Origin of the sequence: Streptomyces lucensis JCM 4490 (genome assembly GCF_014650035.1) — a bacterium.
GTDB lineage: Bacteria > Actinomycetota > Actinomycetes > Streptomycetales > Streptomycetaceae > Streptomyces > Streptomyces lucensis.
In genome coordinates, this window is record NZ_BMUE01000006.1 from 132,185 (window position 1) to 155,995 (window position 23,811).

The window sequence follows — 23,811 nt, forward strand, 5'->3', positions numbered from 1 at the left end:
GAAGTCGACTCCGAGGAGCAGCTCCGCTCATGCCGTCAGCCACCACCGCCACAGCCCGCCAGGCCACAGCCCGTCAAGCCACAGCTCGTCAAGCGCGCGAGACCGGGGCCCCCTCCCCCGGGCGGCCCGCCTCCGGCTCACTCTTCCTCCTGCTCATCGCCGTCTGCACCGCCGTCACGGCCGCCAACATCTACCTCGCGGCCCCGCTGCTCCCGCTCATCGCCCACGACTTCGGCACGGTGCCCTCCGCCGTCACCTGGATCGCCTCGGTCGCCCAGTTCGGCTACGCGGCGGGGCTGCTCTTCTTCGCGCCGCTCGGCGACCGCGTCAACCGGCGCCGGCTCGTCGCCGGTCTCTCCGCGGCCACCGCGGTGGCGCTGGTCGTCGCGGCCGTCGCGCCCGGCACCACCGCCCTCGCGGCCGCCGTCTTCGTCGCCGCCGCGGCGACCGTCGTACCGCAGTTGCTCGTCCCCCTGGTCGCCGAGCGGGCACCCGCCGACCGGCGCGCCCGGCACGTCGCCGCCGTCATCGCGGGGCTGTTCACGGGCATCGTCGCCGCGCGCGTCGTCGGAGGTCTCGCCGGGCAGGCGTTCGGCTGGCGCTGGGTGTTCGCCGGGTCCGCCGTGCTGACCCTCGCCCTGGGTCTGGCCACCGCCCTGGCACTGCCGGCGGAGCGGCGCCCGCGGCCGGGCGGGCTGTTCTCCGGCATCGCCGAGCTGCCGGGGCTCGTCCGCCGCTCGCCCGACCTGTGGCGGGCGTGCCTGCGGCAGGCCGGGATGTTCGGCGCCTGGAGCGCGCTGTGGACGTCCCTGGCGCTCCTGCTGACGGGCCCCTCCTACGGCCTCTCGACCGCGACCGCCGGCCTGTTCGGCCTGTTCGGCCTGACCTCCAGCGCGGTGGCGCCGCTGGCCGGGGGGCTGGTGGACCGCTTCGGGGCCACGCGGGTCGTGCGCAACGCGTACGTCGTGGCGGCCGTGTCCGTGCCGCTGTTCTGGCTCGGCGGGCACGCCCTGGTGGCCCTGTTCGCCGCCGCGATCGCGATCCACGCCGCCCTGGTCGCCTCCCACGTCGCCAACCAGACCCTGGCCCTGACCACGACGTCCACCCCGGCCACCGCCAACACCGCCTACGTCGTCTCCGGCTTCGCGGGCGGCGCCCTCGCCTCGGCCGCCGCCGGCCCGGCCTTCGGCCACTGGGGCTGGACCGGGGTGTGCGCGGTGGCGGCGGTGTGGCTGCTGCTGGGCCGGCTGACGACCGCGTCCCGCGGGGGCCGGCCGGGCGGACGATGAGGCGACGACGCCCGGCGGCCCGCCGGGCGTCCGGGATCCCTGCGGCCGGCGGGCACCTGGTCGGTGACCGGATGTCCGCCGACCGCCGGAGGACGGCGGGCACCGGCCCCGGCAGACGGCATCGGCCTCGGCAGTGACCGCATCGGCCTAGGCAGACCTCACCCGCCTCGGCGGACGGCATCGGCTCCGGCAGACCGCAGCGCCTCCGGACGACGGGCGCCCGTCCCGGCACCGTGTCCGGCGGGCGGCCGACGGCTGCCCGCCCGCGAACGGGTGCGGTGTTCCCTCCGCCCGGCGTACCGCCCGGGGTCAGAGGCGGGTGACGTCCAGCTGACCGTCCGCGTACTGCCTGCGCAGCACCTTCTTGTCGAACTTGCCGACGCTGGTCTTCGGCACCGCCTCGACGATCGTCCAGCGCTCGGGCAGCTGCCACCTGGCGATGCGGCCCTCCTCGACGAGGAAGAGGCGCAGGGCCTCGAAGTCGGCGGTGGCACCCTGCCTGAGGACGACCGTGGCCAGCGGGCGCTCGCCCCACTTCTCGTCGGGCACGGCGACCACCGCGGCCTCGGCGACGTCCGGGTGGGACATCAGCGCGTTCTCCAGGTCGACCGAGGAGATCCACTCGCCGCCCGACTTGATGACGTCCTTGGCACGGTCGGTGAGGGTGAGGAAGCCGTCGGAGGAGATGGTGCCGACGTCACCCGTCTTCAGCCAGCCGTCCTCGCTGAACTTGTCGGCGGGGCGCAGTGGTTCGGCGCCGGGGCCGTTGTAGTAGGCGCCCGCGATCCAGGGGCCGCGCACCTCCAGCTCGCCCGCCGACTCCCCGTCCCAGGGCAGGCGTTCGCCGCCGGGACCGGTGAGCCGGGCCTCGACGCTCGCCGGGAAGCGGCCCTGGGTGAGGCGGTAGGCCAACTCCTCGTCGGTGCCGACCGCGTGGGCCGGCGGACGGGCCACCGTGCCGAGCGGCGAGGTCTCCGTCATGCCCCAGGCGTGGCAGACCCGCATGCCGAGTTCGTCGAAGGCCTGCATGAGCGAGGGCGGACAGGCCGAGCCGCCGATGGTGACCTGGGTCAGGGAGGAGACGTCACGGGGGCGTGCGGTCAGCTCGGCGAGCAGGCCCTGCCAGATGGTGGGGACGGCGGCCGCGTGCGTCGGCTTCTCCCGCTCGATCATCTCGGCGAGCGGTGCCGGCTGCAGGAAACGGTCCGGCATCAGCATGTTCACGCCGGTCATGAACGTGGCGTGCGGCAGGCCCCAGGCATTGACGTGGAACTGGGGGACGACCACGAGCGAGGTGTCCTGGTCGGTCAGGCCCATCGACTGGGTCATGTTGACCTGCATGGAGTGCAGGTAGATCGAACGGTGGCTGTAGACCACGCCCTTGGGGTCACCGGTCGTGCCGGAGGTGTAGCACATGGCGGCGGCCTGGCGTTCGTCCAGCTCCGGCCAGTCGTAGGTGGTGGGCCGGCCGGCGATCAGCTCCTCGTACTCGTGGATCCGGGCGTGCGTGCCGTGCAGCGGGGAACGGTCACCGGGTCCGGAGACGACGACGTGCTCGACCGTCGGCAGCTTCGGCAGCAGCGGTGCGAGCAGCGGGACCAGCGAGCCGTTGACGATGACGACCTTGTCGGCGGCGTGGTTGACGATCCACACGAGCTGCTCGGCGGGCAGCCGCAGGTTGAGCGTGTGCAGAACCGCGCCCATGGCGGGGATCGCGAAGTACGCCTCCACGTGCTCGGCGTTGTTCCACATCAGGGTGGCGACCCGGTCGTCCGCGCGGACACCGAGCTCGTCCCGCAGGGCGTTCGCCAGCCGCACCGCGCGGGCGCCGGCCTCGGCGAAGCTGCGACGCTGCGGCTCGTCCTCGCCGGTCCAGGTGATGATCTCGGACCGCCCGTGCGCCCGCACCCCGTGTTCGAGGATGCGTGTGACGGTCAGCGGTACGTCCTGCATGGTGCTCAGCACGGCGTCCTCCTGGGCGACATTGCCTTACGCGGTGGTAGAGGGTGCGCTGATTGTGCGCACATACCGCGCGGTATGTCACTAGGGGAAGCGAAATCGTGGCGTGGACCGGCTGGACCGTGCGGACACGGCCTAGCGGGCCAGCATCAGCTCGGGGTCGTCGCGGAGCTTGCCGAGCGCCCGGGAGACCGCCGACTTCACCGTGCCCACGGACACCCCGAGCACCTCGGCGGTCTGGGCCTCGCTGAGGTCCTCGTAGTACCGCAGGACGACCATCGCCCGCTGCCGGGCCGGCAGCTTGGTGATCGCGCGCCACATGGCGTCGTGCAGCGCCTGCTGTTCGGCGGGGTCGTCGGCGCCCGGCATGGGCTCCGGCTCGGGCAGCTCTTCGCAGACGAACTCGTCGACCCGCCGTTTGCGCCACTGCGAGGTGCGGGTGTTGACCAGCGCCCGGCGCACGTAACCGTCGAGCGCCCGCTGGTCCTCGATCCGCTCCCAGGCCACGTAGGTCTTGGCGAGCGCGGTCTGCAGCAGGTCCTCGGCGTCGCTGGGGTTGGCGGTCAGCGAGCGCGCGGCGCGCAGCAGGATCGGCTGGCGGGCCCGCACGTACGAGGCGAACGAGGGGTAGATCGGGGTCCCGCCGCCGCTCGTGCGGAGCCGGGGGTGGGGGAGGCTCTGCCGCCCTGGTGCGGCGGCCGCCGAGGCGCTGGTGCAGACGGGTGTGGTCATGGCCCCACGCTAGAAGTGGGCCCCGGTCCGGCGGATCGCCCGCAGGTCCCGAAGCGGTGTCCCCCTCAGGTTGTAGGGGTGGGGCTGGCTGCACCTCCTGAAGGTGGACGGCGGGTCCGACCCGACTGGGGGTCCGACCCTGACTCCGGGTACGGGTCCCGGCCCGCGACCCCGGTAATCCTGCCCCACACGGAGATCCGGCCCCGCACGGAGATCCCGCCGTGCGAGGAGATCCGGCCCAGCCCGGGGTGCGGGTCCGAGCCGGGGTGCGGGTCCCGCCCGCCACTCTCGCATCCGCACCGGGCACCGGGCACGGGTCCGGCCCGCGAGTCCGCGGATCGGGCCCGACTGGGGGTACGGTTCCCGTTTTCACCGCCGGCTCCCCGGTGCCGGTACTCCGGCGGCCCTCGGTGCCGGGGCTCCCGGCGGGCACGCCTGCGCGGCGGTACCGGAGCACCGCCGCGCGGACGCGTTGCGACCCTGAAGCACACCCCCGCGAGATCCCTCTCAGGAAAGACCCCGCCCGCCGCTCACCACAGCGGGGTGAAGTAGACGGCCACGTTCTCGGTGCCCTGCTGGACGGTCGTGAACGCGGAGCTGTCCACCTGCGCGGCATTGCTCCGGTTCGAGGCGCCCGAGCCGACCGCGTCCTGCAGTGTGGCGTTGTCCGCGGCCGCGACGCCGCTGAAGAGGGCGGCCGCGAGCGGTAGTGCGGCCACGGCGGCGAGGACGCGGGCGGTGCGGATGCTTGCCATGCTGTTTCCTCCAGTGAACTGCGGCAGGCGTCGGGGCGGTTGGCCGACCGCCCCGACTGTCGTGGACGACGTCACGCCCCCAGGGTTGCCCAGCACATTCCTGCTGAACCACCCCTTAAGCCGTGATTCGCACGCAAGCGTGATGACAAGTCGATAAACCCCTATCGCCGCTTTTCTCCCTCCTCGCCGCCGAAGCTGATCCAGCAGAAGGATCGCAAAGGGTCGCCACCCCCGGACGGCGCAAGGAGCGAATCGTTCCGGCACCTTTTCGGCCATTCCGCTCCCGCCCGGGCGCGCCGCGGCCATCCACCCTTCCCTTTTTCGAACATGAGTACGAACATGGAGCCATGGCCACCATCGACCGGCAGGCCACGACGCTGGCCCTCGCGCACGCCCTGTCAGCCGCCGAGCGCGGCCTGGCCGTCATCCCGTTGTCGCGGACGAAACTCCCGGCCCTGCGCTCCCCGCACCGCACCGGCCCCGACCCGGCAGGACCACGCCGCCCCGACCCGGCAGGACCGCACTGCCACGGCGAGTGCGGCCGCTTCGGCCACGGCGTGTACGACGCCTCCACCGACCCGGCCCGCATCCGCCGGCTCTTCGCCGCGGCGCCCTGGGCCACCGGGTACGGCATCGCCTGCGGGCTGCCCCCGTACCACCTGATCGGCGTCGACCTGGACACCAAGTCCGGCACGGACTCCTCGGCCGCCCTTCGCGAGCTGGCCCTCCGCCACCTGTTCACGATCCCGGAGACGGTGGTCGTCCTCACCCCGAGCGGCGGCCGGCACCTGTGGCTGTCCGGCCCACCGGACGTCGTCGTACCGAACTCGGCCGGCCGTCTCGCCCCCGGCATCGACATCCGCGGCGCCGGCGGATACCTCGTGGGCCCCGGCTCCCGCACCGGCCACGGCGTCTACGCGGCCGCCCCCGGCACCGCGCACCTGCCACCCGCCGCCTGCCCGCCGTCCCTGCTCCGCCTGCTCCTGCCCCCGCCCCGCACCGGCCGCCCGGCCCCGTCCGCGCCCGGCGACCACGGCCGCGGCCTGGTCCACTTCGTCCTCTGCGCCCACGAGGGGCAGCGCAACACGCGCCTGTTCTGGGCGGCCTGCCGGGCGTACGAGAACGGCATCGGCCCCGCCCTGGCCGACCCCCTGACCGAGGCGGCCCGCCACACGGGCCTGTCCGAACACGAGGCCCGGGCGACGATCGCCTCGGCGGCGCGGATGACGGGGCGCCGGCCCTGACGGGTGAGGAGTGGAGACTACGGCGCGTACACCTGCTCCAGCCGGTCGATGGAACCGTCCGCGCCGGTCTCGTACTTGAACACCAGGCCGGAGTCGGGGTGCGCCTTGACCCAGTCGATCAGCTCGTTCACGCCGATGCGCTGGTTCTCGCTGCTGTCGGTGACGGGGTTGGTGGCGGTGACGTACGCGGCCTGGTCGAGGGCCCAGCGGCTGTCCTCACCGGTGACGACGAACGGCGCGCCCTCGCCGTCCCCACCGGGGCAGCCCCAGGCGCCGTGCTGGATGACGAGGTTCACCTTGCCGGTGCTGCCGTCGAGTTCCTCTACGCGGTAGAGCGCGAACTCGTCGGGGTCGACGTGGTCCGGGTCCGGCGCCGTGGTGGCGCAGCCGGCCGCCGGTGCCTTGCTCTTGGCCCCTCCGGTGACCTTGGCGGCGGGTGTCGCGGCCGCGCCGCCTCCCGAGCCGGCCGTGGCACCGGACTTGCCCTTGCCCGCGCCCTCGCTCGGGCCGCCCTTGCCGCTGCCGGTCTTGCCGCCGCCGGTCTTCCCGGTGCCGGTCTTCCCGGTTGCGGCCGAGCCGGCCGTGGCGGCGGTGCTCGGCCCGCCGTCGGCTCCGGCGGCCGAGTCCTTCCCCTGGCACCCGGTGAGCACGGCGGCCAGCGCGACGGCAGCGAGCGTGACGGCGGCTGGTCTGAGGCGATGGGCATTCATTCTGTACGTCCCCCCTGATCGCGGGCGGCCCGACCGGCCGCCCCCGGATCCGGACCGTAACCCCGACCGCGGGCGACGGCACCACCGCGAGGACCTGTGTCACGCACTCGGGACAGTGCCGTCACCGGGCACGGACCATGTGACGCGAAGCCGGGCCGTGGGAACCTTCACGAAACCCCACGACCGCTGCGCCAACACGGAGGTGACGCCCCTCCGACCGAGCGCATCGCGGTCCGCTCCCGCACTTCCCGGTGTGGTGGGGCACGGCCGAGGAGGCGTCCGCCCATGCGGCGGCCCTCACGGGCTGAGCGGATAGGTCGTTCTGCCGGCCCGCCGGAAACCCGTTGCGAGTGACCGGCGTCGGATGTCTGAATGATCGGCCACCGACCAGGGAGGGAACATGAGGGCGTCGCTGCCCACCCCCTCGTTGCACACCGCTCGCCTTCGCCTGCGTGCCTTCGAAGACACGGATGCGAACGACCTCTTCGCACTGCACAGCAGCGCCTACGTGCTTCGTTACTGGGACTCGCCACCGTGGCGCGAACGCGCGCGCGCCGAGAGGTTCATCACGGCTTGCCGGCAGATGGCACAGGAGGGCACCGGGGTCCGGCTGGCCGTGGACCGTTCCTCCGACGGGGCGTTCATCGGCTGGTGCACCCTGGGCAGGTGGAATCCGGAGTACCGCAGCGCCTCGCTCGGCTACTGCTACGACGATGCGGCGTGGGGTCACGGCTACGCCACCGAGGCCGCGCGCGCTCTGCTGCGATGGGCGTTCGACACGCTGGACCTGAACCGCGTCCAGGCTGAGACCGACACGCGCAACGTGGCTTCCGCCCGCGTGCTGGAGAAGCTCGGCTTCGTACGTGAAGGGACGTTGCGGGAAGACTGCGTCGTCAACGGCGAGGTCTCCGACTCGTGGGTCTACGGGCTGATCAGGCGGGAGTGGCAGCCGTTGTCCGAGCCGGTTCCCGCCCACCGAGTCCCGCCCCCCGGTGCCGGCTGACCCCGAACAACGGATCGAGGCGTCTTGTCCTGCCCGATCGAGTGGGGGACCACGGAACACCGGGCAGTCACAGCACGTGGACATGGGAGCGGCCCCCGACCGGAACCACAGGTCGGGGGCCGTTCTCACTGTTCAGCGCGCGGAGGCGGTGGGATTTGAACCCACGGTGACATCGCTGCCACGACGGTTTTCAAGACCGTTCCCTTCGGCCGCTCGGGCACGCCTCCCCGCTGCCGCCGGAGACCAGCGGCGCGGGTACAGATTACCGGCCACGGCCGGTGTGTGGGGGCGCGGCTGCCGTGCGGGCGCTCCGAGCGGCCCGTCACGGGCCGGCGGGGACGGGGGCCGTCTTCCCTCACCGCTGTCACCCGACGGGTACGACGGGCGGGCCTGGGACGCACTACCGTACGTCTGGAGCACGGACGTGTGGTTGTCCTGAACTCGGGTGCCACACGGCGACACACGGGGAGACAGGCATGACAGACAACGGCCCGGGCCCGTCCGTCGGGATGCGGCTGAACCAGATCCCTTCCGACCCCGGAGGATCCGCGGGGCCCTCAGGGGGCGCAGGGGCGGGCGGAGGCCGGAAGGACCTGGCGTCCTCACCGGCCGAGAAGCAGGCCGCGGCCAAGGCCCTGCAGGACCACATCGAGCCGGACACCAGGAAGGCCGGCGACTGGGCGGACGACGACACCGGCGCCGCGGTGAAGGCGTTGCAGGCCAAGGACGGGGACGGCTGGCTCACTTCGGGAGCCCTGAAGGCCGCCCACAAGACGTGGGGCGAGCAGGTGCAGAACCTGATGAACCGGCTGTCGTCGGAGAAGGCGGCCCTGCGGAGCACCAACACGGTGTTCCAGGGCACGGACCTCGGGGTCGGCTCGCGCGTGCGCACCTCCTCCTCGCTCGACCAGTACTGACGGCACCGCGGCCGCACGGGCCGCCTCACCCACGCCTCCGCGCCCGCGACGGCGTACGCACGCGTGGCCCGGACACCATCACGCACAACGGGGACTCATGCCGACTTATCACGAGATCATGACGACGGACCTGTCCGCGCTCACCACTGCCGCCGAGCGCTGGGACGGCATGGCGAAGAAGTTCCATGAACAGGAGACGGCGTACCGCCGGGACGTCCACGGCATATCCATGGGCCCGAGCTGGATCGGCCTGAGCGCGGACGCCGCCAACAAGCGTTTCGACATCACGCTGAAGGAGTTCCAGAAGGCCCAGACCGAGGCGAAGGCCGTCGCATCCCTGCTCCGGGAGGCGCACACGCAGTTCACGAGCGCGCGCGGCAAGCTGGAGTCGGCCCGGAAGGACGCCGTGGAGGCCGGCATGAAGGTCTCCGACCAGGGCGTGGTGTCGTTCGACACCGCGAAACTGACCCAGGGCGAGCACACCGCCTACGTCCACGACCCCGACTACCAGGACAGCGTCCGCAAGTCCGTCACCTCCTGGCAGCAGCTGATCGACCAGCGGGTGAAGGACGCCGTGGACGCGGACTCCGACGTCAAGGCCGCGCTGGAGGGTGTGGTGCTCGACGGCGACATCGGCGACGGCACCCTCACGGGCTTCAACGGGCAGGCCAAGGGCGACGTCGACACCTACGCCAAACAGAAGCCCGTGCACACGAAGACCGACGGGTGGGTCACCGACGGCGAGTTCAAGTTCACCGGACCCGACGTCGGCTTCACCGTCACCCCCGGCCCCAAGAACGGCAAGGAGGGCTCGGTCAAGGCGTACGCCGACCTGTTCCACCTGACCGCGAAGGGCACCGCGACCAAGGGGAACTGGAAGCTCTCCGGGATCGGCGACGTCTACGGCGGAGCCCGGGCCACCGCCAACTACGGCTTCAACAACAAGGGTCTGGTCGCCAAGGCCGAGGCCTCCGTGGGAGTCCGGGACCTGGGGGAGGTCCGGGCGGAGTACGGGGACTACGGTGGCGTGTACGGCCGTACCGAGGGATTCGCGGGCGCCGAGGCCTCGGTCGGTGCGAAGCTGACCAAGGAGGAGGCCACGGTCAACGCCAAGGCCTTCTACGGGGCCAAGCAGAGCATCGCCGGGGGTGTGGAGTTCGCCGGCATCGGCATCGGCGGGTCGGCCGAGGGCGGCGTCGGTGAGGGTGTGGAGGCCTGGGCGGGCTGGAAGAAGGAGAACGGCACCTGGAAGATCGGCGCCGACGGCTTCGTCTCCGAGGCCATCGGCGCGGGAGCGGGAGTCGAGATCACCTTCAATCCGCACAAGTTCAAGAAGAGTGTCGGTGACGCCGCCGACGCGGTCGGCGACTTCGCCGGCTCCGTCAAGGACTCCGTCGTCGGCCTGTTCTGATCCGCTCCCCCGTGAAAGGAGGGCCCGAGATGCCCGCAACACTGCCCGTGCCGCTCGAGTTCCGGCCGCCCGAGGACTGGCTCGTGGCCCCGGCCGAGGAGAACGAAAGCCTCGGAGTGGCCTTCGCCGCGGTGCACCCGCGACCGGACGAGGGCTTCGCCGCCAACATCACCATCGACGGCGGCTTCCCGCTCGACGGGGTCACGCCGGCCCAGCTCGCCGACGCCTCCGTGGAACAGCTGCGTGAGGGCGCCGGGTCGGTGGAGGTGGTCGACCGCCGCGAGGTGGGCTCCGGGGACGCCCCCGCCCTGACCCAGCGGCTGGCCATCTCGGCCGTCGTCGACGGAACGCTCCGTGACCTCGTCCAGTCCCAGGTGTACCTGTTCGTCGTGGACGAGCGGGACCCGCACCGCCGCGGGCTGGTCAGGATCGCGCTGACCGCCACCGCGGCGCAGCACGACGCCGTCCTGGGGGACTTCCAGGAGTTCCTCCGCACCGTCCGGCCGGACGTCCCGGAGGAGGCGTAGCGATGGGCGGGCTGCGGGACCTGTGGGCCCGCTACCGGGACCGGCGGACCGGCACCAAGTACCCGGCCGGCGACATCACCCCGCTTCCCGCCGCGCAGGTCAGGGACGCGCTGCTCGCGCTCAACGGGACGGGCGTGCCGTTCCGCGTGCGCGCGGCCCTCGGGGCGGAGAAGGCGGATCTGGTGGCGGAGTGGCAGGTCGTGCTGCCCGCGCTGGGCGACTCCGTCGTCGGGGAGAAGGTGGAGCGGAACATGAAGGCCCGCATGCGCCTGGTCCCGGACGGGCGCGAGGTGCACGTCCTCGACGAGGTGCGGGAGGTGGCGCTGGTCGGCAATCCTCCGCGCAGGGGGGTGTCGCGCCGGTGGAGCCGCGGGCCGTACGTCAGGAAACAGTGGACGTACGAGCGGGGCCCGGACGGCCGCCGGCACAAGGTCGTCCTGTTCGACTCGCGTGACATGCGCGATCCCCTGCGGGACACGGTGCTCGCGGCCGGGTGGACCTGGCGGGGCGTGTTCAGGCTCTGAAGTGCGTGAAGGGGTGCCTCTCTCCGGTGTCCGGGAGAGGCACCCCTTCACGCGCGGGTGGCGGTCGGTCGGGTCAGCTGTCGCCCTCGCGGGCGCCCAGGGTCAGGTCCACCGTGTGCTCCTGGCCGCCGCGCTTGTAGGTGACGGTCACCTTGTCGCCCGGCTCATGGGTCCAGATCTCGCCGATCAGGGTCGGGCCGCTGTCGATGACGTGGTCGTCCAGCTTGGTGATCACGTCGCCGGGCTTGAGGCCGGCCTTGGCCGCGGGGCCGCCGGACTCGACCGCGGCGGAGCCTGCCGCCCCCTGGTCGGTGATCTTGGCGCCGTCGGTGGACTCCTCCAGGGAGACGGACGCGCCGATCTTGGCGTACACCGGCTTGCCGGTCTTGATGAGCTGCTGGGCGACGTACTTCGCCTGGTTGATCGGGATCGCGAAGCCCAGGCCGATCGAGCCGGACTGGCCGGAGCCGAAGCCGCCGCTGCTGGAGGACTGGATCGCGGAGTTGATGCCGATGACCGCGCCGGAGGCGCTCAGCAGCGGGCCGCCGGAGTTGCCCGGGTTGATGGACGCGTCGGTCTGCAGGGCGCTCATGTACGACGCCTTGCTGCTGGCGCTGCCGTCGCTGGAGGCCACGGGGCGGTTCTTGGCGCTGATGATGCCGGTCGTCACGGTGTTGGACAGGCCGAAGGGGGCGCCGATGGCGATGGTCTCGTCACCGACGGCCACCTTGTCGGAGTCGCCGAGGGCGAGCGGCTTGAGGTCGGACGGGGCGTTCTTCAGCTTGATGACGGCGACGTCGTAGCCCTGCGCGTGGCCGACGATCTCGGCGTTGTACTTCTTGCCGTCCGGAAAGGTGGCCGTGAGCTTGCCGCCGTCCACCGCGTCGGCCACCACGTGGTTGTTGGTGACGATGTGGCCCTGCTTGTCGAAGACGAACCCGGTGCCGGTGCCGCCCTCGCCGTTGCTGCTCTCGGCCTCGATGGTGACCGTACTGGGCAGCGCCCTCGCGGCCACGTTGGCGATGGTGCCGGGCGCGCGCTTGACCTGCGCGGCGCTGCCGTCGGAGGCGGAGACGGTGGTGGAGCCGCCGTTGTCGTTGTCCTTGGCCAGGGTGTAGCCGAGACCGCCGCCGAGGCCGCCCGCGACCAGCGCGGCCACCAGGACCGCGGCGACCAGTCCGCCGCGTCCGCCGCGGGGCTTGGGGGCGGGCTGCTGGTACGAGGCTCCCCACCCGGCACCGGCGGCGCCACCGGCACCGCCGTCGGTGTAGGACGGCGTGGCCGGCGGCGGGGGCGGCCAGGAGCCGTCGGGCGCAGGGCCGGGCTGGTGCGCGGCCCGGCCGTGTTCCGCGGAGGCCGGGACGGGCGGGAGCGGAGCCGTCGGCGCGTTCCCTTCGGGCAGGTGGCCCTGGGGGAAGGCGTCGGGGGAGGCCACCGGCACGGGAGGTGCGGACGGGGCCGGGGGTACCGCGTTGCCCTCGTTCTCGGTGCTCACAGCTTCTCTCCTAGATCCACGCCTGGGTCGTCGTCGGTCGCGTTCGTCTGCGGTCAGCTTTTCCCATGGGCCGTCAGAGCACCATAAGCGGTGGCTGTGGGTCCGGGAGTCCCCTTTATATAGGATGTTTGAGGCAAAAGTTATATAAGTAAAATTCAGTTAAACCGGTAGGGCGTATACCCTCGTCCGGCGCACGGACGCCCGTCGGACACTGCCGGACGCCGACCGCGCCGCCCCATGTACCCGGCACCGGTGGCACCATGACGCGGTGACCCACGCACTGCAGCACTCCGTCAAGGTCGTCGCCCACAGGGGCGCCTCCGAGGACGCGCCCGAGCACACGCTCGCCGCCTACCGGAAGGCCATCGAGGACGGCGCGGACGCCCTCGAGTGCGACGTGAGACTGACGGCGGACGGCCACCTGGTCTGCGTGCACGACCGGCGGGTGAACCGTACCTCCAACGGCCGCGGCGCCGTCTCCGCGCTGGAACTCGCCGATCTCGCCGCACTCGACTTCGGCTCCTGGAAGACGCGCGAGGCCTGGCGCGGGCGGGACGAGGAGCCCGACTGGGAGCATCCGCCGGAGGACCCGGCGGACACCTCCGTGCTCACCCTGGAGCGGCTGCTCGAGCTGGTCGCGGACGCCGGGCGGCGGGTGGAGCTGGCCATCGAGACCAAGCACCCCACGCGCTGGGCCGGGCAGGTCGAGGACCGCCTGCTGACGCTGCTGAAGCGTTTCGGCCTTGCCGCCCCGGCCTCCGCCGCCGAGTCCCCGGTCCGGGTCATGAGTTTCTCGGCGCGTTCGCTGCACCGCGTGCGTGCGGCGGCGCCGGCCCTGCCGACCGTCTATCTGATGCAGTTCGTCTCGCCCCGGCTGCGTGACGGGCGGCTCCCCGCGGGCGTGCGCATCGCGGGCCCCTCGATCCGGGTCGTGCGCAGCCACCCCCTGTACGTGCAGCGGCTGAAAGACGCCGGTCACCAGGTCCACGTGTGGACCGTGAACGAGCCCGAGGACGTCGACCTGTGCGTCGGGCTCGGCGTCGACGCCATCATCACCAACCGTCCGCGCGCGGTGCTGGACCAGCTCGGCCGCTGATCCGGGCGGGCACGGCACGGGCACATTCCCAAGAGGCGGGTGAAAGAGCCGTGCGCGGGTCTTGACCCGGCTGGCGGAAGTACAGGATCCTCCCGTCTCGGCCACACCACTTGTTTCCAGCCACACGTCGCCCGCGCGCACCGTCGCGGACGGCGGCACGTCACAGGGAGTGCTCCGGCGCGTTCGCTCCGTGCACGACCGTGTCGAATGCGTCAGCGGAAGAGGATTGGCCGGTTTCCGGTACAGGCCAATGGGGCATCCACACCGTGGCGTGGGGCAAAGGAGGTCTCGGGGGTGGCGTTGGTGGTGGCACAGGAGGTGCCCACGTCGTCGAGCATGGCCGTACCCCATGGCCCTGCGGGCGTGGGGGAGGCGCGGCACCGGATGCGCGCGCAGCTGCGCCGCGGGGGCGTCGCGGAATCGGTCATCGACGATGCCGTACTGATCCTTTCCGAACTCTTGAGCAACGCCTGCAAACACGGGCGTCCCTTGGGGAACATGCCGGCCGGCGACGGTGACGTCCTCGCCGCCTGGCGGGTCGATCCGCGGGGACGGCTCGTCGTGGAGGTGACGGACGGCGGTGGTCCGACCCGGCCCGCGCCCGCCACACCGTCGGTGACCGCGCACGGCGGCCGGGGGCTGAACATCATCACCGCTCTCGCCGACGACTGGGGCGTCCGGGACGACGTCCGGGGCGAGGTGACGGTCTGGGTGGTGGTCCACGACGACGTGCACGATCCCGACGCCGGGTGCCGACGCGACGGGTTCTCCCCGCGCGTCCCTGCCCCCGCGCTCGCGGACATGTCCGTCCTGGACTTCGCCGAGGCGTTCGAGGACCTGGACTGACCCCCGAAGGGACTGACCCCCGGACCGGGCCGGCCCGGCGACCCCGCGCCGAGCGGACGCCGACACACCGGGACGCGGGACGCGACGGGTGCGGGGGACGCGACGGGTACCGGAGACACACCGAGTGCGGGGGACCCACCGGGCAGGACGTACGGGCCACGGAGGCACCCGGCCGGGGACACACCCGGCCGGGGACGCGCCGGCGAGGTGAGACATCCACAGGTTCACACCAGTGGCGTCGAGCGCGGGGGCGTCGTCCACAGGTGCCCGTCGGTCGTGGCCTGAACGGCTAGGCTCCCGCCGTACGCGAAGAGCCGTAACCGGGAGACCCCACGATGGCCAAGAAGCGACCCCAGACGAAGGCCAGGCGGCCGCAGCTCAGCGGCGCGGCCGGCGCCGTAGGTGCTGATGGACAGGTTCCGGTTGTCGGCGCCCGTGAACCCTGCCCCTGCGGCAGCGGCCGCCGCTACAAGGCGTGTCACGGCCGGGCCGCGGCACACGCCGCGACCGAGCTGGTGCAGCGTCCGTTCGAGGGTCTGCCGGGCGAGTGCGACTGGGTGGCGCTGCGCGAGCTGGTCCCGGCCGCGACGGCCGAGCTGACCCTCAAGGACGGCCTGCCCGAGGGCGTCCCGTCGGTCACCCTCGCCACGGTGCTGCCGATGGCCTGGCCCGCGCTCCGCCGCGACGACGGCTCGGTCCTGATCGGCCTGCAGAACGACACGGCGTCCGGCGACATCAGCCGCGACCTCGCCGACACCCTCCTGCGGGCCCTCGAGGCGGAGCCCGGCACCCCGGTGCAGGGCCGCCGCGCCCCGGTGGACGGTCCGCGGCTGCAGGAACTGCTCGACGCCGAGGCCGGTCTGGAACCGGTCGTGCACAGCGGCTTCGAGTTCTGGGTGCCGGACGCCGAGAACGCCACACCCGAGGTGGCCGCCTCCCTGGAGCGCGCGAACGCCGCCGCCATCCCGACCGTGAAGCTGGCCGGTGTGGACGCCGCGTACTGGTGCGAGACCCCGGAGAAGAACCATCTGCGCTGGGTCATGCCGCATCCGGAGGAGCAGCTCCTGGACGCTCTCGCACGGCTGCACGCGGCGGGCCGCTCCCGCCTCGGGGAGGGCACCCGGCTCGTGGGTTCCTTCCGCGCCCACGGCCTCACCGTGCCGGTCTGGGACCTGCCGAGCGGCGTCGGGGCCGACGACGTGGAGAAGCCTGCCGCCGAGTTCGCCGAGCGCCTCGCCGCGGCCCTTGCCGTACAGGAGCCGCTCACGCCGGACGAGCGCCGGGCCCGGGGCGGACTGACCAACCGGCAGGTCACGCTCAGCTGACGCCCCGCGCGCACGTCACGGCTGACCGGTCGGTCAGCCGTGACGGCAGCCCGCACAACAGGTGACTCCTGTCACAACTCCCCGGCGTGACAGGGAAATCGGTGGCCGAATGCCCCGGACCGAATTTGCGAACCGGCGATCTCTTGTTACCGTTCCAGTAGCCCGGTTGCTGGTGCATCCCCCGTCGCCAGCAACCGGGCCATTCCATGTCCGCAAGCGCTTGCACGGCGCCGGCGAACGTCAACTCCTCATACAGGCCTATGAGTTGCTGCCGGAACGCAGCAGCAGTGCCCCGCCGTCCCCGCTCTCGGCGAACTCGGTGACGGCCGTGTAGCCTCCCGGGCCGCCCCGGCTGTGCTCACGGGGAGTCTCACAGGTGGCGGGTTCGTCGTCGGCGCCCGTGGCGCAGTGCATCTGCACGGTCCGGCCGCCCGGCCCCATCAGGCTCAGCACGGAGTCCAGCGGCCCGCCGGTGGCGTTGCGGTAGTAGGTGCGCGCCCAGGTGTCCGCGCCCTGGGTCAGGACGCAGGTCTGCGCCTCGATGCCCTCGGGCGAGGTGAGTGCCGGACCGCAGTTCGCGGCGGTGGCGAGGCCCAGGCCGAGGAGCAGCGGGGAGCGGCTCGGGGCGACGGTGGGGTCCTTGGCGTCGCCGACCCGCTTCGCGGTGGTGCCGACCTCCCGACCGTCCATCCGTTCTCCGGCACCGGCGCCCCCCGGGGACGTCGGTCCGGCCGCCGGTGCCGTGTCGCCCACCTGCCCGGCGGACGCCATGGCCAGCGGCAGCACGACCGCTGCCGCCACGACGCACACGAGGGCGAGCAGCCGGAGCCTTCGGGGGTCCGGCCCGCCGCGGGGCGGTTGTGGGGCGCGGTGGCCCCCGGAATGACGCACCATGTGCGGAAGATAACGAGCGCCGGGGCCCGTCCGGCCCGTCCGCGCCCGACACCCCTACAACTCGGGCGCGCTCACACCCGTACGAGTGAGGGCGTCGACCACGGCGTCCACCACGGCCTCCACGTCGGGCACCCACGGCGAGGACGAGCCCGGCAGCGGGGCGCGCTCCCAGCGGACGGCGCCCTGGCCGGTCTCGGACGGGGGCAGGGCGATGTAGCCGCCCTCGCCGTGGAAACGCAGGGATCCGGGCACGAAGTCCTTGGCGTAGAGCAGCTCGCCCAGCTGCTCCATGGAGTACGGCTTCACGAGCAGCGCCCAGCGGGTGGGCGAGGCGATCACCGGGCCGAGGCGCATGCCCCGCTTGTCGAGCAGGGCGAGGGCCCGGGACGCGGCGAGCGCCGGCAGGCTGACCGCGCAGGGCGCCCGGCCGCCCGTGGCGAGGATCACCGGCGCGCCCGGCCGGTTGGTCCACCACCAGCGCACCATGCGCGCGTCGGTGGAGGCCGCGAGCAGCCCGGGGTCGAAGGGATGGGCGCCGGGCACCGTGCACTCCGGGTCGGGGCAGGCGCAGCGGGCCCGACCTCGCGGGTCCGGGGCCACGCCCGGGAGCACCGGCCACTGCCATTCCGTCGCGAAGGTCAGGGCCGCGCTGATCGGCTCGGGCTTCCCATCGTTCCGCCTGGACAGGAGCCTGCGTCGCCTTTTGAGGATCTCGCGCATGAGCGCTCGTTCCTTTCCGTTGCACCGCTGGCAACACCGTGGATCACTTCACACCATGTGTCGATCACTTCACTGGGCGTACCTGTTGGCGCATCACACCCCCGCACACCGCGGGGGGAACCCCAAGGGGTCCGGCGTCGGCCGCGTCCGCTTCCGTGGTGCGACTACCGGAAGCTCGGGTGCGGCACGGGGGTGGCGAAGCCTGGCGTTTGCCGTCGCGCGTGTTTCTCTCCGCCTCCGCCACGGGAGGATGGGGCTCGGCCGTCGGTGGCTATGACGCCCGGGTCCGTCGCCAGGTTCCGGGTGGTCCCCAACCACCCCTGGCCTTCTCCGAGTACGTACCCATCACGACCGCTGTGACGCTCTGTGGAGCAAGGCCAGTCGACCGCAATGGACCGATACCTCAGGCAGTTTTCAGCCAACTTGGCAGTAAGGCAAGGGCTTAGCGGAAAACCCACGTCCCACTCACGGACACCAGTAATCCCGGCAGGACAATGCTGGACATCCCCTCACGAGTGCGTGTACATGTGGAGACACTGCTAGCGGCGCAGAATGACATGGGGGTTTGCGATGCTTTTCAGCAAAACGCACCGGTCTGAAAGCCGGACGCCATGAGCGCCCCGCATCCTTCGAAAGTGGCCGGAATCGACCCAGCGGTTCCGGCACCCGCACACACTGTCGCGCCCACTCCCGCCGCGCCCGGCACCGGTCCCTCCCCCGACCCGCATCCGGTCCCCACGACCGCCCCCGGTCCACACGCCCCCGCCCCCGGCACCCTCCTCCAGGACCGGCTCGCCGGCTGGGTCTCCGACCTGACCACCCTGCACGAACTCACCGAGCGCCTCTCCCGCACGGACGCGCTGGACCCCGCCCTGCACGAGCTGCTGCGGGCCGGTGCGGCCCTCGTCGGCGCCCGCCGCGGCATGCTCGTCCTGGAACCCGGCGACGGACTCGGCCCACGCACCACCGCCGGCCTCGGCCTCGGCCGCGCCGACCTCGGCCACATCGAGACCGTCCCGCACGGCGCGCTGCCCTACGACCTCGCCGGGACCGGCGAGATCCTCCACCCGGACCTGCTCGCCGAGGACGGACTCGACCCCCGCCACCGCGAAGTGGCCGCCCGCCTCGGCTACGCCGCCAGCTACGCCCTGCCCCTCGCCACCGACCACGCCGGCCGCCTCGGCGCCGCCGTCTGGTTCTACGACGAACCGGCCGAACCGCACGACCGGCGGCGCCACCTCGCCGGCCTCTACGTCCGGCACGCCACCGAGCACCTCGCCCGGCTGCTCGAAGTGGAACGCACGCGCGCGCGGGCCGCGACCATCACCGAGGAGCTGCTGCCCTCCCGACTGCCCCGGGTGGCCGGTGTGCAGCTCGCCGCCCGGCACCGCACCGGCCCGCGCGGCGGCGGCGACTGGTACGACGCGCTGCCGCTGCCGGACGCCGCCGTCGGCCTCTCGGTCGGTTCGGTCACCGGTTCCGGGCCGAGCGCGGTGGCCGCGATGGGCCGGCTGCGCGCCTCCCTGCGCGCCTACGCCGTGATGGAGGGCGAGGACCCGGTCGCCGTCCTGTCCGACCTGGAGCTGCTGCTGCGGCTGACCGAGCCCGCCCGCTCCGCCACCGCCCTGTTCGCCTACTGCGAGCCGGCCCTGCGCAAGGTCACCCTGGCCGGCGCCGGCCACACCCCGCCACTGCTGATCGGCGAGCGGCGCACCGAGTTCGCCGAGACGTCCGTCTCCGCGCCGCTCGGCATGCTCGCCTGCTGGGAGGCGCCCAGCGTGGAGATCCAGGCGGAGGCCGGCGAGACGGTCCTGCTCTACACCGACGGTCTGCTGCACCGCACCGGCGACGCGATGGACCGCGCCTTCGCCCGGTTGCACGCGGCCGCCGCGAGCGTGCCCCGCGCGCTGCGCCAGGACCCCGGCGCCGTCGCCGACCACGTCCTGCGCGCCGTCCTGCCGGACGGCCTGGACACGGCCGACAGCGTGGAGGACGTGGTCCTGCTGGCGGCGCGCTTCGACTGACCCGCCATGCGATGACCGGCCATAACAGCTCATCCGGCCCCGGTCCCACCTGGGTACGACCGTACGATGATGGAGGTCCCCGCTCGGCCACAAGCAGGAGCGTCGCGGGCCCCGGGGGAGATCACATGGCGTATCGAGGAGGATCACGTGTCCGACGAGCTCAACCCGGCTGTGCCCGACTCTGCTACCGCAGAGGGCCCCGAGACCGAGTCCGACGAGCCCATCAAGCAGCGGAAGAACGGCCTCTACCCGGGCGTCTCCGACGAGCTGGCCGAGAACATGAAGTCCGGCTGGGCCGACACCGAGCTGCGTGACCTGAAGCCGATCGAGCAGGCCGGGCACACCGCGCGCCGCCGCGCCGCACTCTCCGCCCGCTTCCCGGGCGAGCGCCTGGTGATCCCGGCGGGCAACCTCAAGACCCGCTCGAACGACACCGAGTACCCCTTCCGCGCCTCCGTCGAGTACGCGTACCTCACCGGCAACCAGACCGAGGACGGCGTCCTGGTGCTGGAACCCGAGGGCGACGGCCACGAGGCGACGATCTACCTGCTGCCCCGCTCCGACCGCGAGAACGGCGAGTTCTGGCTCTCCGGCCAGGGCGAGCTGTGGGTCGGCCGCCGGCACTCCCTCACCGAGTCCGAGGCGCTGTACGGCATCCCGGCCGCCGACGTGCGCGAGCTGCCCGACAGGCTGCGCGAGGCCACCGGCCCGGTGCGGGTCGTGCGCGGCCACGACGCCGGCATCGAGGCCGCCCTGACCGACAAGGTCACCGGCGAGCGCGACGAGGAGCTGCGCGTCTTCCTCTCCGAGGCACGGCTGATCAAGGACGAGTTCGAGATCGGCGAGCTGCAGAAGGCCGTCGACTCCACCGTCCGCGGCTTCGAGGACGTGGTGAAGGTCCTCGACAAGGCCGAGGCGACGAGCGAGCGCTACATCGAGGGCACGTTCTTCCTCCGCGCGCGCGTGGAGGGCAACGACATCGGCTACGGCTCCATCTGCGCGGCCGGCCCGCACGCCTGCACGCTGCACTGGGTGCGCAACGACGGCCCGGTCCGCTCCGGCGACCTGCTCCTGCTCGACGCGGGCGTGGAGACGCACACGCTGTACACCGCCGACGTCACGCGGACGCTGCCGATCGACGGCACCTACAGCGAGATCCAGAAGAAGATCTACGACGCCGTGTACGACGCCCAGGAGGCCGGCATCGCGGCCGTGAAGCCGGGCGCCGGATACCGCGACTTCCACGACGCCGCCCAGCGCGTGCTCGCCGAGCGGCTCGTCGAGTGGGGCCTGGTCGAGGGCCCGGTCGAGCGGGTGCTCGAGCTGGGCCTGCAGCGCCGCTGGACCCTGCACGGCACCGGTCACATGCTCGGCATGGACGTCCACGACTGCGCGGCCGCGCGGACCGAGACGTACGTCGACGGCACGCTGGAGCCGGGCATGGTGCTCACCGTCGAGCCGGGCCTGTATTTCCAGGCCGACGACCTGACGGTCCCGGAGGAGTACCGGGGCATCGGCGTCCGCATCGAGGACGACATCCTCGTCACCGAGGACGGCAACCGGAACCTCTCGGCGGGCCTGCCGCGCCGCTCCGACGAGGTCGAGGCGTGGATGGCGTCCCTGAAGGGCTGATATGACTACTGATGGCCGGGCACCGGGAAGGTGCCCGGCCATCGGCGTGTCCGTATACGTGTGAGGCCTTCACGTTGCCTGGGGGAACGGTGTTCGTGGACGACTTCTGGTCCGGTGTGGGCGTGGACCTGCATCTGGAGCCCGACGCGGCGGACGGCCGCCGCGCCGGGCTGGAGAGGGCCCTCAGGGACGCCGTGCGCGACGGACGGCTCGCACCCGGCACCAGGCTGCCCGCGACCCGGCGGCTCGCGGCCGAACTCGGCATCTCGCGCGGCACCGTGAAGGCGGCCTACGACCAGCTCGTCGCCGAGGGATACCTGACGGCACGCCAGGGCTCGGGCACCCGGGTCGCCTCCCTGCCCTCCGTCGGCTCCGAGGAACCGCAGGAACGGGTGCGCGCGCGGGCCCCGCGTTTCGACCTGCGCCCGGGCAGCCCGGACGTCGGCGCCTTCCCGGCGGCGGCCTGGCTGCGCGCACTGCGCCGCGCCATAGCGACGGCGCCCTCGCTGGCGTACGACTACGGCGATCCGCGCGGCCGGATCGAACTGCGCACCGCGCTCTCGGGCTACCTGGGGCGGGCGCGCGGCGTGCTCGCGCCTCCGGACCGGATCGTCGTGATCTCCGGGTACGTCCAGGGCCTCGCGCTCCTCACACGCGTCCTCGACGGCGCCGCCGTCGCCATGGAGGACCCGGGACTGCCCTTCCACCGCGAGGTGGTACGGCGCAACGGCGGGACCGTGCGGCCCGTGGCCGTCGACGCGCAGGGGGTGCGCCCCGTGGAACTCGGCGACGCGGCGGCCGTGGTGGTCACCCCGGCCCACCAGTACCCGACCGGGGTGACCCTGCACCCCGAGCGGCGTCGCGCGCTCACCGACTGGGCACGTGCGCGTGACGGACTGATCGTCGAGGACGACTACGACGGCGAGTTCCGCTACGACCGCCAGCCGGTGGGCGCGCTCCAGGGCATGGCGCCCGGTCAGGTGGTCTACCTCGGCACCGCGTCCAAGACCCTGGGACCCGCGCTCCGGCTCGGCTGGATGGTGCTGCCGCCGCACCTGGTCGACGCGGTCGCCGACGCCAAGCTGCACAGCGACCACCACACCGAGACCATCGGCCAGCTGGCGCTCGCCGACCTGATCGACAGCCACGCCTACGACCGGCACGTACGCGCGTGCCGGCTGCGCTACCGGCGCCGCCGCGACCAGCTCCTGGACCGGCTGGGACCGCACCGGAGCGTACGCGGGATCGCGGCGGGGCTGCACGCGCTGATCGAGGTGCCCGAGGAGGCGGAGGCGCTGGCCCGCGCGGAGGCGGAAGGTCTCGCGCTCGGCGCCCTCGGCGACCACTGGCACACCCCGGGCCCCGGACGCCCGCAGGGGCTCGTGGTCGGTTACGGCACGCCCCGTGAACGGGCGTATCCGGAGGCGCTTGAGGTGCTGGCGAAGGTCCTGGACGCGCCTTCGTGACGCCACGCGGACGCCGGCCCGTCCGCGGCGCACCGGCCGCCGCCCCCCTGCCGGGAGCGCCCCGGCCACCGTTCCCCGGTCGGGGGCGCGGCGGTCGTCAGAGGGCGGGGTCGCGGTCGTGCAGGATCCGCTGGAAGAGGCGGCAGTCCCGCCAGGCGCCGTTGATGTGCAGGTAGTGCGGGGCCATGCCGATCGGTTCGAACCCGCACTTGGCCAGCACCCGCTGCGAACCGGTGTTGCCGAGCAGCGTGGACGCCTCGATCCGGTGCAGTCCCACGTGGTCCCGCGCGATCCGGCACATCCGTGCCACGGCGGCACTGGCCAGCCCGCGGTTCTGCTGGTCGGCGGCGATCCAGTAGCCGAGATGGGAACTGCAGAACGGGCCCCGGGTGATCCCGGTCAGGGTGCTGGTCCCGACGATCCGGCCGTCCGCCGCGGCGAGGACCATGGGCACCGCGGCGCCCTCGGCGTACTGCCGCAGCAGCCCGTGCACGCGCTCGGACTGTCCCGCCGCCGTGAAGAAGGACTCGGGCCTGACCGGTTCCCAGGGTTCCAGGTGCCCGCGGTTCGCCACATAGGCGGCGCACAGTGCGTCCACGTCCTCGCGCGCGAGCGGCCGCAGGGTCACGCCGGCCGCTATCTCCTCGGTGTCGATGGGCATGCGCGCACCCTAGGCGGTCGCCGGGACTCCTGCCCGGCGGACGGCCTCAGACGGCCAGGGGCGACGCGTCCTCGCGCCACCTGAGCATCTTGTCGAAGCTGACCACCGTCCCGCGCAGACCGGGCATGGCGCCGACGTGGACGTGGTCGGCCAGTTCCCGGATGAGACAGAGCCCGCGGCCGTGCTCGGCGTCGGGGCGAGCGGGCCTGACCTCCTGGGCGCGGGCCGGTCCGGGTCCGGAGTCGGCCACCTCGATCCGGCACTTCTCGCCGTCGAGGTACGCGGTCACCCGGTACGCCTCCGAGGCGTCACCCGGCACCTCGTCCCCTCCGTGCTCCACGGCGTTGGCGCAGGCCTCGCTCAGCGCGACGGACAGGTCGTAGGAGACCTCCGGGTCGACTCCCGCCGTCTCCATGGTCCCCATCAGCAGGCGCCTGGCCAGAGGGACGCTCGAGGGCTCGCGGCGCAGATGGAGTGACCACCAGATGCTCATGCTCCAGCCTCCCGGCCGCGGCTCGACATACCGTTACGTATTGCCGCCCATAGGCGGCCATAAGCACTCGGCGGACGTGACTCCGCCC

At 72.8% G+C, this 23,811-nt stretch carries 22 protein-coding genes and 1 tRNA gene; 13 read left to right on the plus strand and 10 right to left on the minus strand.

Going from position 1 to position 23,811, the window contains the following annotated elements:
* Positions 1–29 precede the first annotated feature (29 nt).
* The gene (locus tag IE177_RS15825) at positions 30–1,289 is read left to right on the plus strand and encodes an MFS transporter (protein ID WP_190015970.1); all 1,260 of its coding nucleotides are present in this window, start codon (positions 30–32) and stop codon (positions 1,287–1,289) included.
* 309 nt (positions 1,290–1,598) lie between these two features.
* Here the strand turns inward: IE177_RS15825 and IE177_RS15830 are convergent, their stop codons facing one another.
* The 3 genes from IE177_RS15830 to IE177_RS15840 form a co-directional block, all read right to left on the minus strand.
* Positions 1,599–3,254, minus strand: coding sequence for a long-chain fatty acid--CoA ligase (locus tag IE177_RS15830; RefSeq protein ID WP_190015971.1), 1,656 nt, complete (start codon positions 3,252–3,254; stop codon positions 1,599–1,601).
* A 129-nt stretch (positions 3,255–3,383) separates the two neighbouring features.
* The gene (locus IE177_RS15835) at positions 3,384–3,980 is read right to left on the minus strand and encodes a SigE family RNA polymerase sigma factor (RefSeq protein ID WP_190015972.1); all 597 of its coding nucleotides are present in this window, start codon (positions 3,978–3,980) and stop codon (positions 3,384–3,386) included.
* Between the two features lie 530 nt (positions 3,981–4,510).
* Complete coding sequence (locus IE177_RS15840; protein ID WP_190015973.1) at positions 4,511–4,735, minus strand: hypothetical protein; 225 nt, start codon at positions 4,733–4,735, stop codon at positions 4,511–4,513.
* Positions 4,736–5,082: 347 nt separating this feature from the next.
* Here IE177_RS15840 and IE177_RS15845 point away from each other — a divergent pair, with 347 nt between their 5' ends.
* The gene (locus IE177_RS15845) at positions 5,083–5,979 is read left to right on the plus strand and encodes a bifunctional DNA primase/polymerase (protein ID WP_190015974.1); all 897 of its coding nucleotides are present in this window, start codon (positions 5,083–5,085) and stop codon (positions 5,977–5,979) included.
* A 17-nt stretch (positions 5,980–5,996) separates the two neighbouring features.
* Here IE177_RS15845 and IE177_RS15850 read toward each other — a convergent pair whose 3' ends face one another.
* Complete coding sequence (locus tag IE177_RS15850) at positions 5,997–6,689, minus strand: hypothetical protein (protein WP_190015975.1); 693 nt, start codon at positions 6,687–6,689, stop codon at positions 5,997–5,999.
* Between the two features lie 400 nt (positions 6,690–7,089).
* Here IE177_RS15850 and IE177_RS15855 point away from each other — a divergent pair, with 400 nt between their 5' ends.
* Positions 7,090–7,692, plus strand: coding sequence for a GNAT family N-acetyltransferase (locus tag IE177_RS15855; protein WP_190015976.1), 603 nt, complete (start codon positions 7,090–7,092; stop codon positions 7,690–7,692).
* Positions 7,693–7,832: 140 nt separating this feature from the next.
* Here IE177_RS15855 and IE177_RS15860 read toward each other — a convergent pair.
* Positions 7,833–7,919, minus strand: a tRNA-Ser gene (locus IE177_RS15860).
* Between the two features lie 249 nt (positions 7,920–8,168).
* Here IE177_RS15860 and IE177_RS15865 point away from each other — a divergent pair.
* From IE177_RS15865 to IE177_RS15880, 4 genes are all read left to right on the plus strand, one after another.
* Complete coding sequence (locus tag IE177_RS15865) at positions 8,169–8,609, plus strand: hypothetical protein (RefSeq protein WP_229816061.1); 441 nt, start codon at positions 8,169–8,171, stop codon at positions 8,607–8,609.
* Between the two features lie 118 nt (positions 8,610–8,727).
* On the plus strand, positions 8,728–10,020 hold the full coding sequence (locus tag IE177_RS15870) for a WXG100 family type VII secretion target (protein ID WP_229816062.1): 1,293 nt from the start codon (positions 8,728–8,730) through the stop codon (positions 10,018–10,020).
* 29 nt (positions 10,021–10,049) lie between these two features.
* Positions 10,050–10,547 (plus strand): hypothetical protein, encoded by a 498-nt coding sequence (locus IE177_RS15875; RefSeq protein WP_190015978.1) that lies wholly within the window; start codon positions 10,050–10,052, stop codon positions 10,545–10,547.
* Between the two features lie 2 nt (positions 10,548–10,549).
* Complete coding sequence (locus IE177_RS15880; protein ID WP_190015979.1) at positions 10,550–11,071, plus strand: hypothetical protein; 522 nt, start codon at positions 10,550–10,552, stop codon at positions 11,069–11,071.
* 73 nt (positions 11,072–11,144) lie between these two features.
* On the opposite strand, the gene IE177_RS15885 is transcribed toward IE177_RS15880, so the two are convergent.
* Positions 11,145–12,566: a S1C family serine protease gene (locus IE177_RS15885; protein ID WP_190015980.1), complete on the minus strand. Its 1,422-nt coding sequence runs from the start codon at positions 12,564–12,566 to the stop codon at positions 11,145–11,147.
* A gap of 268 nt (positions 12,567–12,834) precedes the next feature.
* Between IE177_RS15885 and IE177_RS15890 the strand changes: the two genes are divergently transcribed.
* The 3 genes from IE177_RS15890 to IE177_RS15900 all read left to right on the plus strand — a co-directional run bounded on the left by IE177_RS15890 (position 12,835) and on the right by IE177_RS15900 (position 15,833).
* A complete protein-coding gene (locus IE177_RS15890; protein WP_190015981.1) occupies positions 12,835–13,662 on the plus strand; it encodes a glycerophosphodiester phosphodiesterase in 828 nt (275 codons plus the stop codon).
* A 207-nt stretch (positions 13,663–13,869) separates the two neighbouring features.
* Positions 13,870–14,508 carry an ATP-binding protein gene (locus tag IE177_RS15895; RefSeq protein WP_190015982.1) on the plus strand — a complete coding sequence of 213 codons (639 nt, stop codon included), beginning with the start codon at positions 13,870–13,872 and terminating at the stop codon, positions 14,506–14,508.
* 335 nt (positions 14,509–14,843) lie between these two features.
* Complete coding sequence (locus IE177_RS15900) at positions 14,844–15,833, plus strand: DUF5926 family protein (RefSeq protein ID WP_190015983.1); 990 nt, start codon at positions 14,844–14,846, stop codon at positions 15,831–15,833.
* 258 nt (positions 15,834–16,091) lie between these two features.
* Here the strand turns inward: IE177_RS15900 and IE177_RS15905 are convergent, their stop codons facing one another.
* On the minus strand, positions 16,092–16,727 hold the full coding sequence (locus IE177_RS15905; RefSeq protein WP_229816063.1) for a hypothetical protein: 636 nt from the start codon (positions 16,725–16,727) through the stop codon (positions 16,092–16,094).
* 54 nt (positions 16,728–16,781) lie between these two features.
* Positions 16,782–17,447 (minus strand): bifunctional DNA primase/polymerase, encoded by a 666-nt coding sequence (locus tag IE177_RS15910; RefSeq protein WP_190015984.1) that lies wholly within the window; start codon positions 17,445–17,447, stop codon positions 16,782–16,784.
* A 611-nt stretch (positions 17,448–18,058) separates the two neighbouring features.
* Here IE177_RS15910 and IE177_RS15915 point away from each other — a divergent pair.
* The 3 genes from IE177_RS15915 to pdxR all read left to right on the plus strand — a co-directional run bounded on the left by IE177_RS15915 (position 18,059) and on the right by pdxR (position 22,569).
* Positions 18,059–19,471 (plus strand): SpoIIE family protein phosphatase, encoded by a 1,413-nt coding sequence (locus tag IE177_RS15915; protein WP_190015985.1) that lies wholly within the window; start codon positions 18,059–18,061, stop codon positions 19,469–19,471.
* Positions 19,472–19,618: 147 nt separating this feature from the next.
* Complete coding sequence (locus tag IE177_RS15920) at positions 19,619–21,103, plus strand: aminopeptidase P family protein (RefSeq protein WP_190015986.1); 1,485 nt, start codon at positions 19,619–19,621, stop codon at positions 21,101–21,103.
* Positions 21,104–21,198: 95 nt separating this feature from the next.
* Positions 21,199–22,569 (plus strand): MocR-like pyridoxine biosynthesis transcription factor PdxR, encoded by a 1,371-nt coding sequence (gene pdxR / locus IE177_RS15925; RefSeq protein ID WP_190015987.1) that lies wholly within the window; start codon positions 21,199–21,201, stop codon positions 22,567–22,569.
* A gap of 97 nt (positions 22,570–22,666) precedes the next feature.
* Here the strand turns inward: pdxR and IE177_RS15930 are convergent, their stop codons facing one another.
* Positions 22,667–23,230: a GNAT family N-acetyltransferase gene (locus tag IE177_RS15930; RefSeq protein WP_190015988.1), complete on the minus strand. Its 564-nt coding sequence runs from the start codon at positions 23,228–23,230 to the stop codon at positions 22,667–22,669.
* A gap of 46 nt (positions 23,231–23,276) precedes the next feature.
* A complete protein-coding gene (locus IE177_RS15935; RefSeq protein ID WP_190015989.1) occupies positions 23,277–23,723 on the minus strand; it encodes an ATP-binding protein in 447 nt (148 codons plus the stop codon).
* Positions 23,724–23,811: the final 88 nt, after the last annotated feature.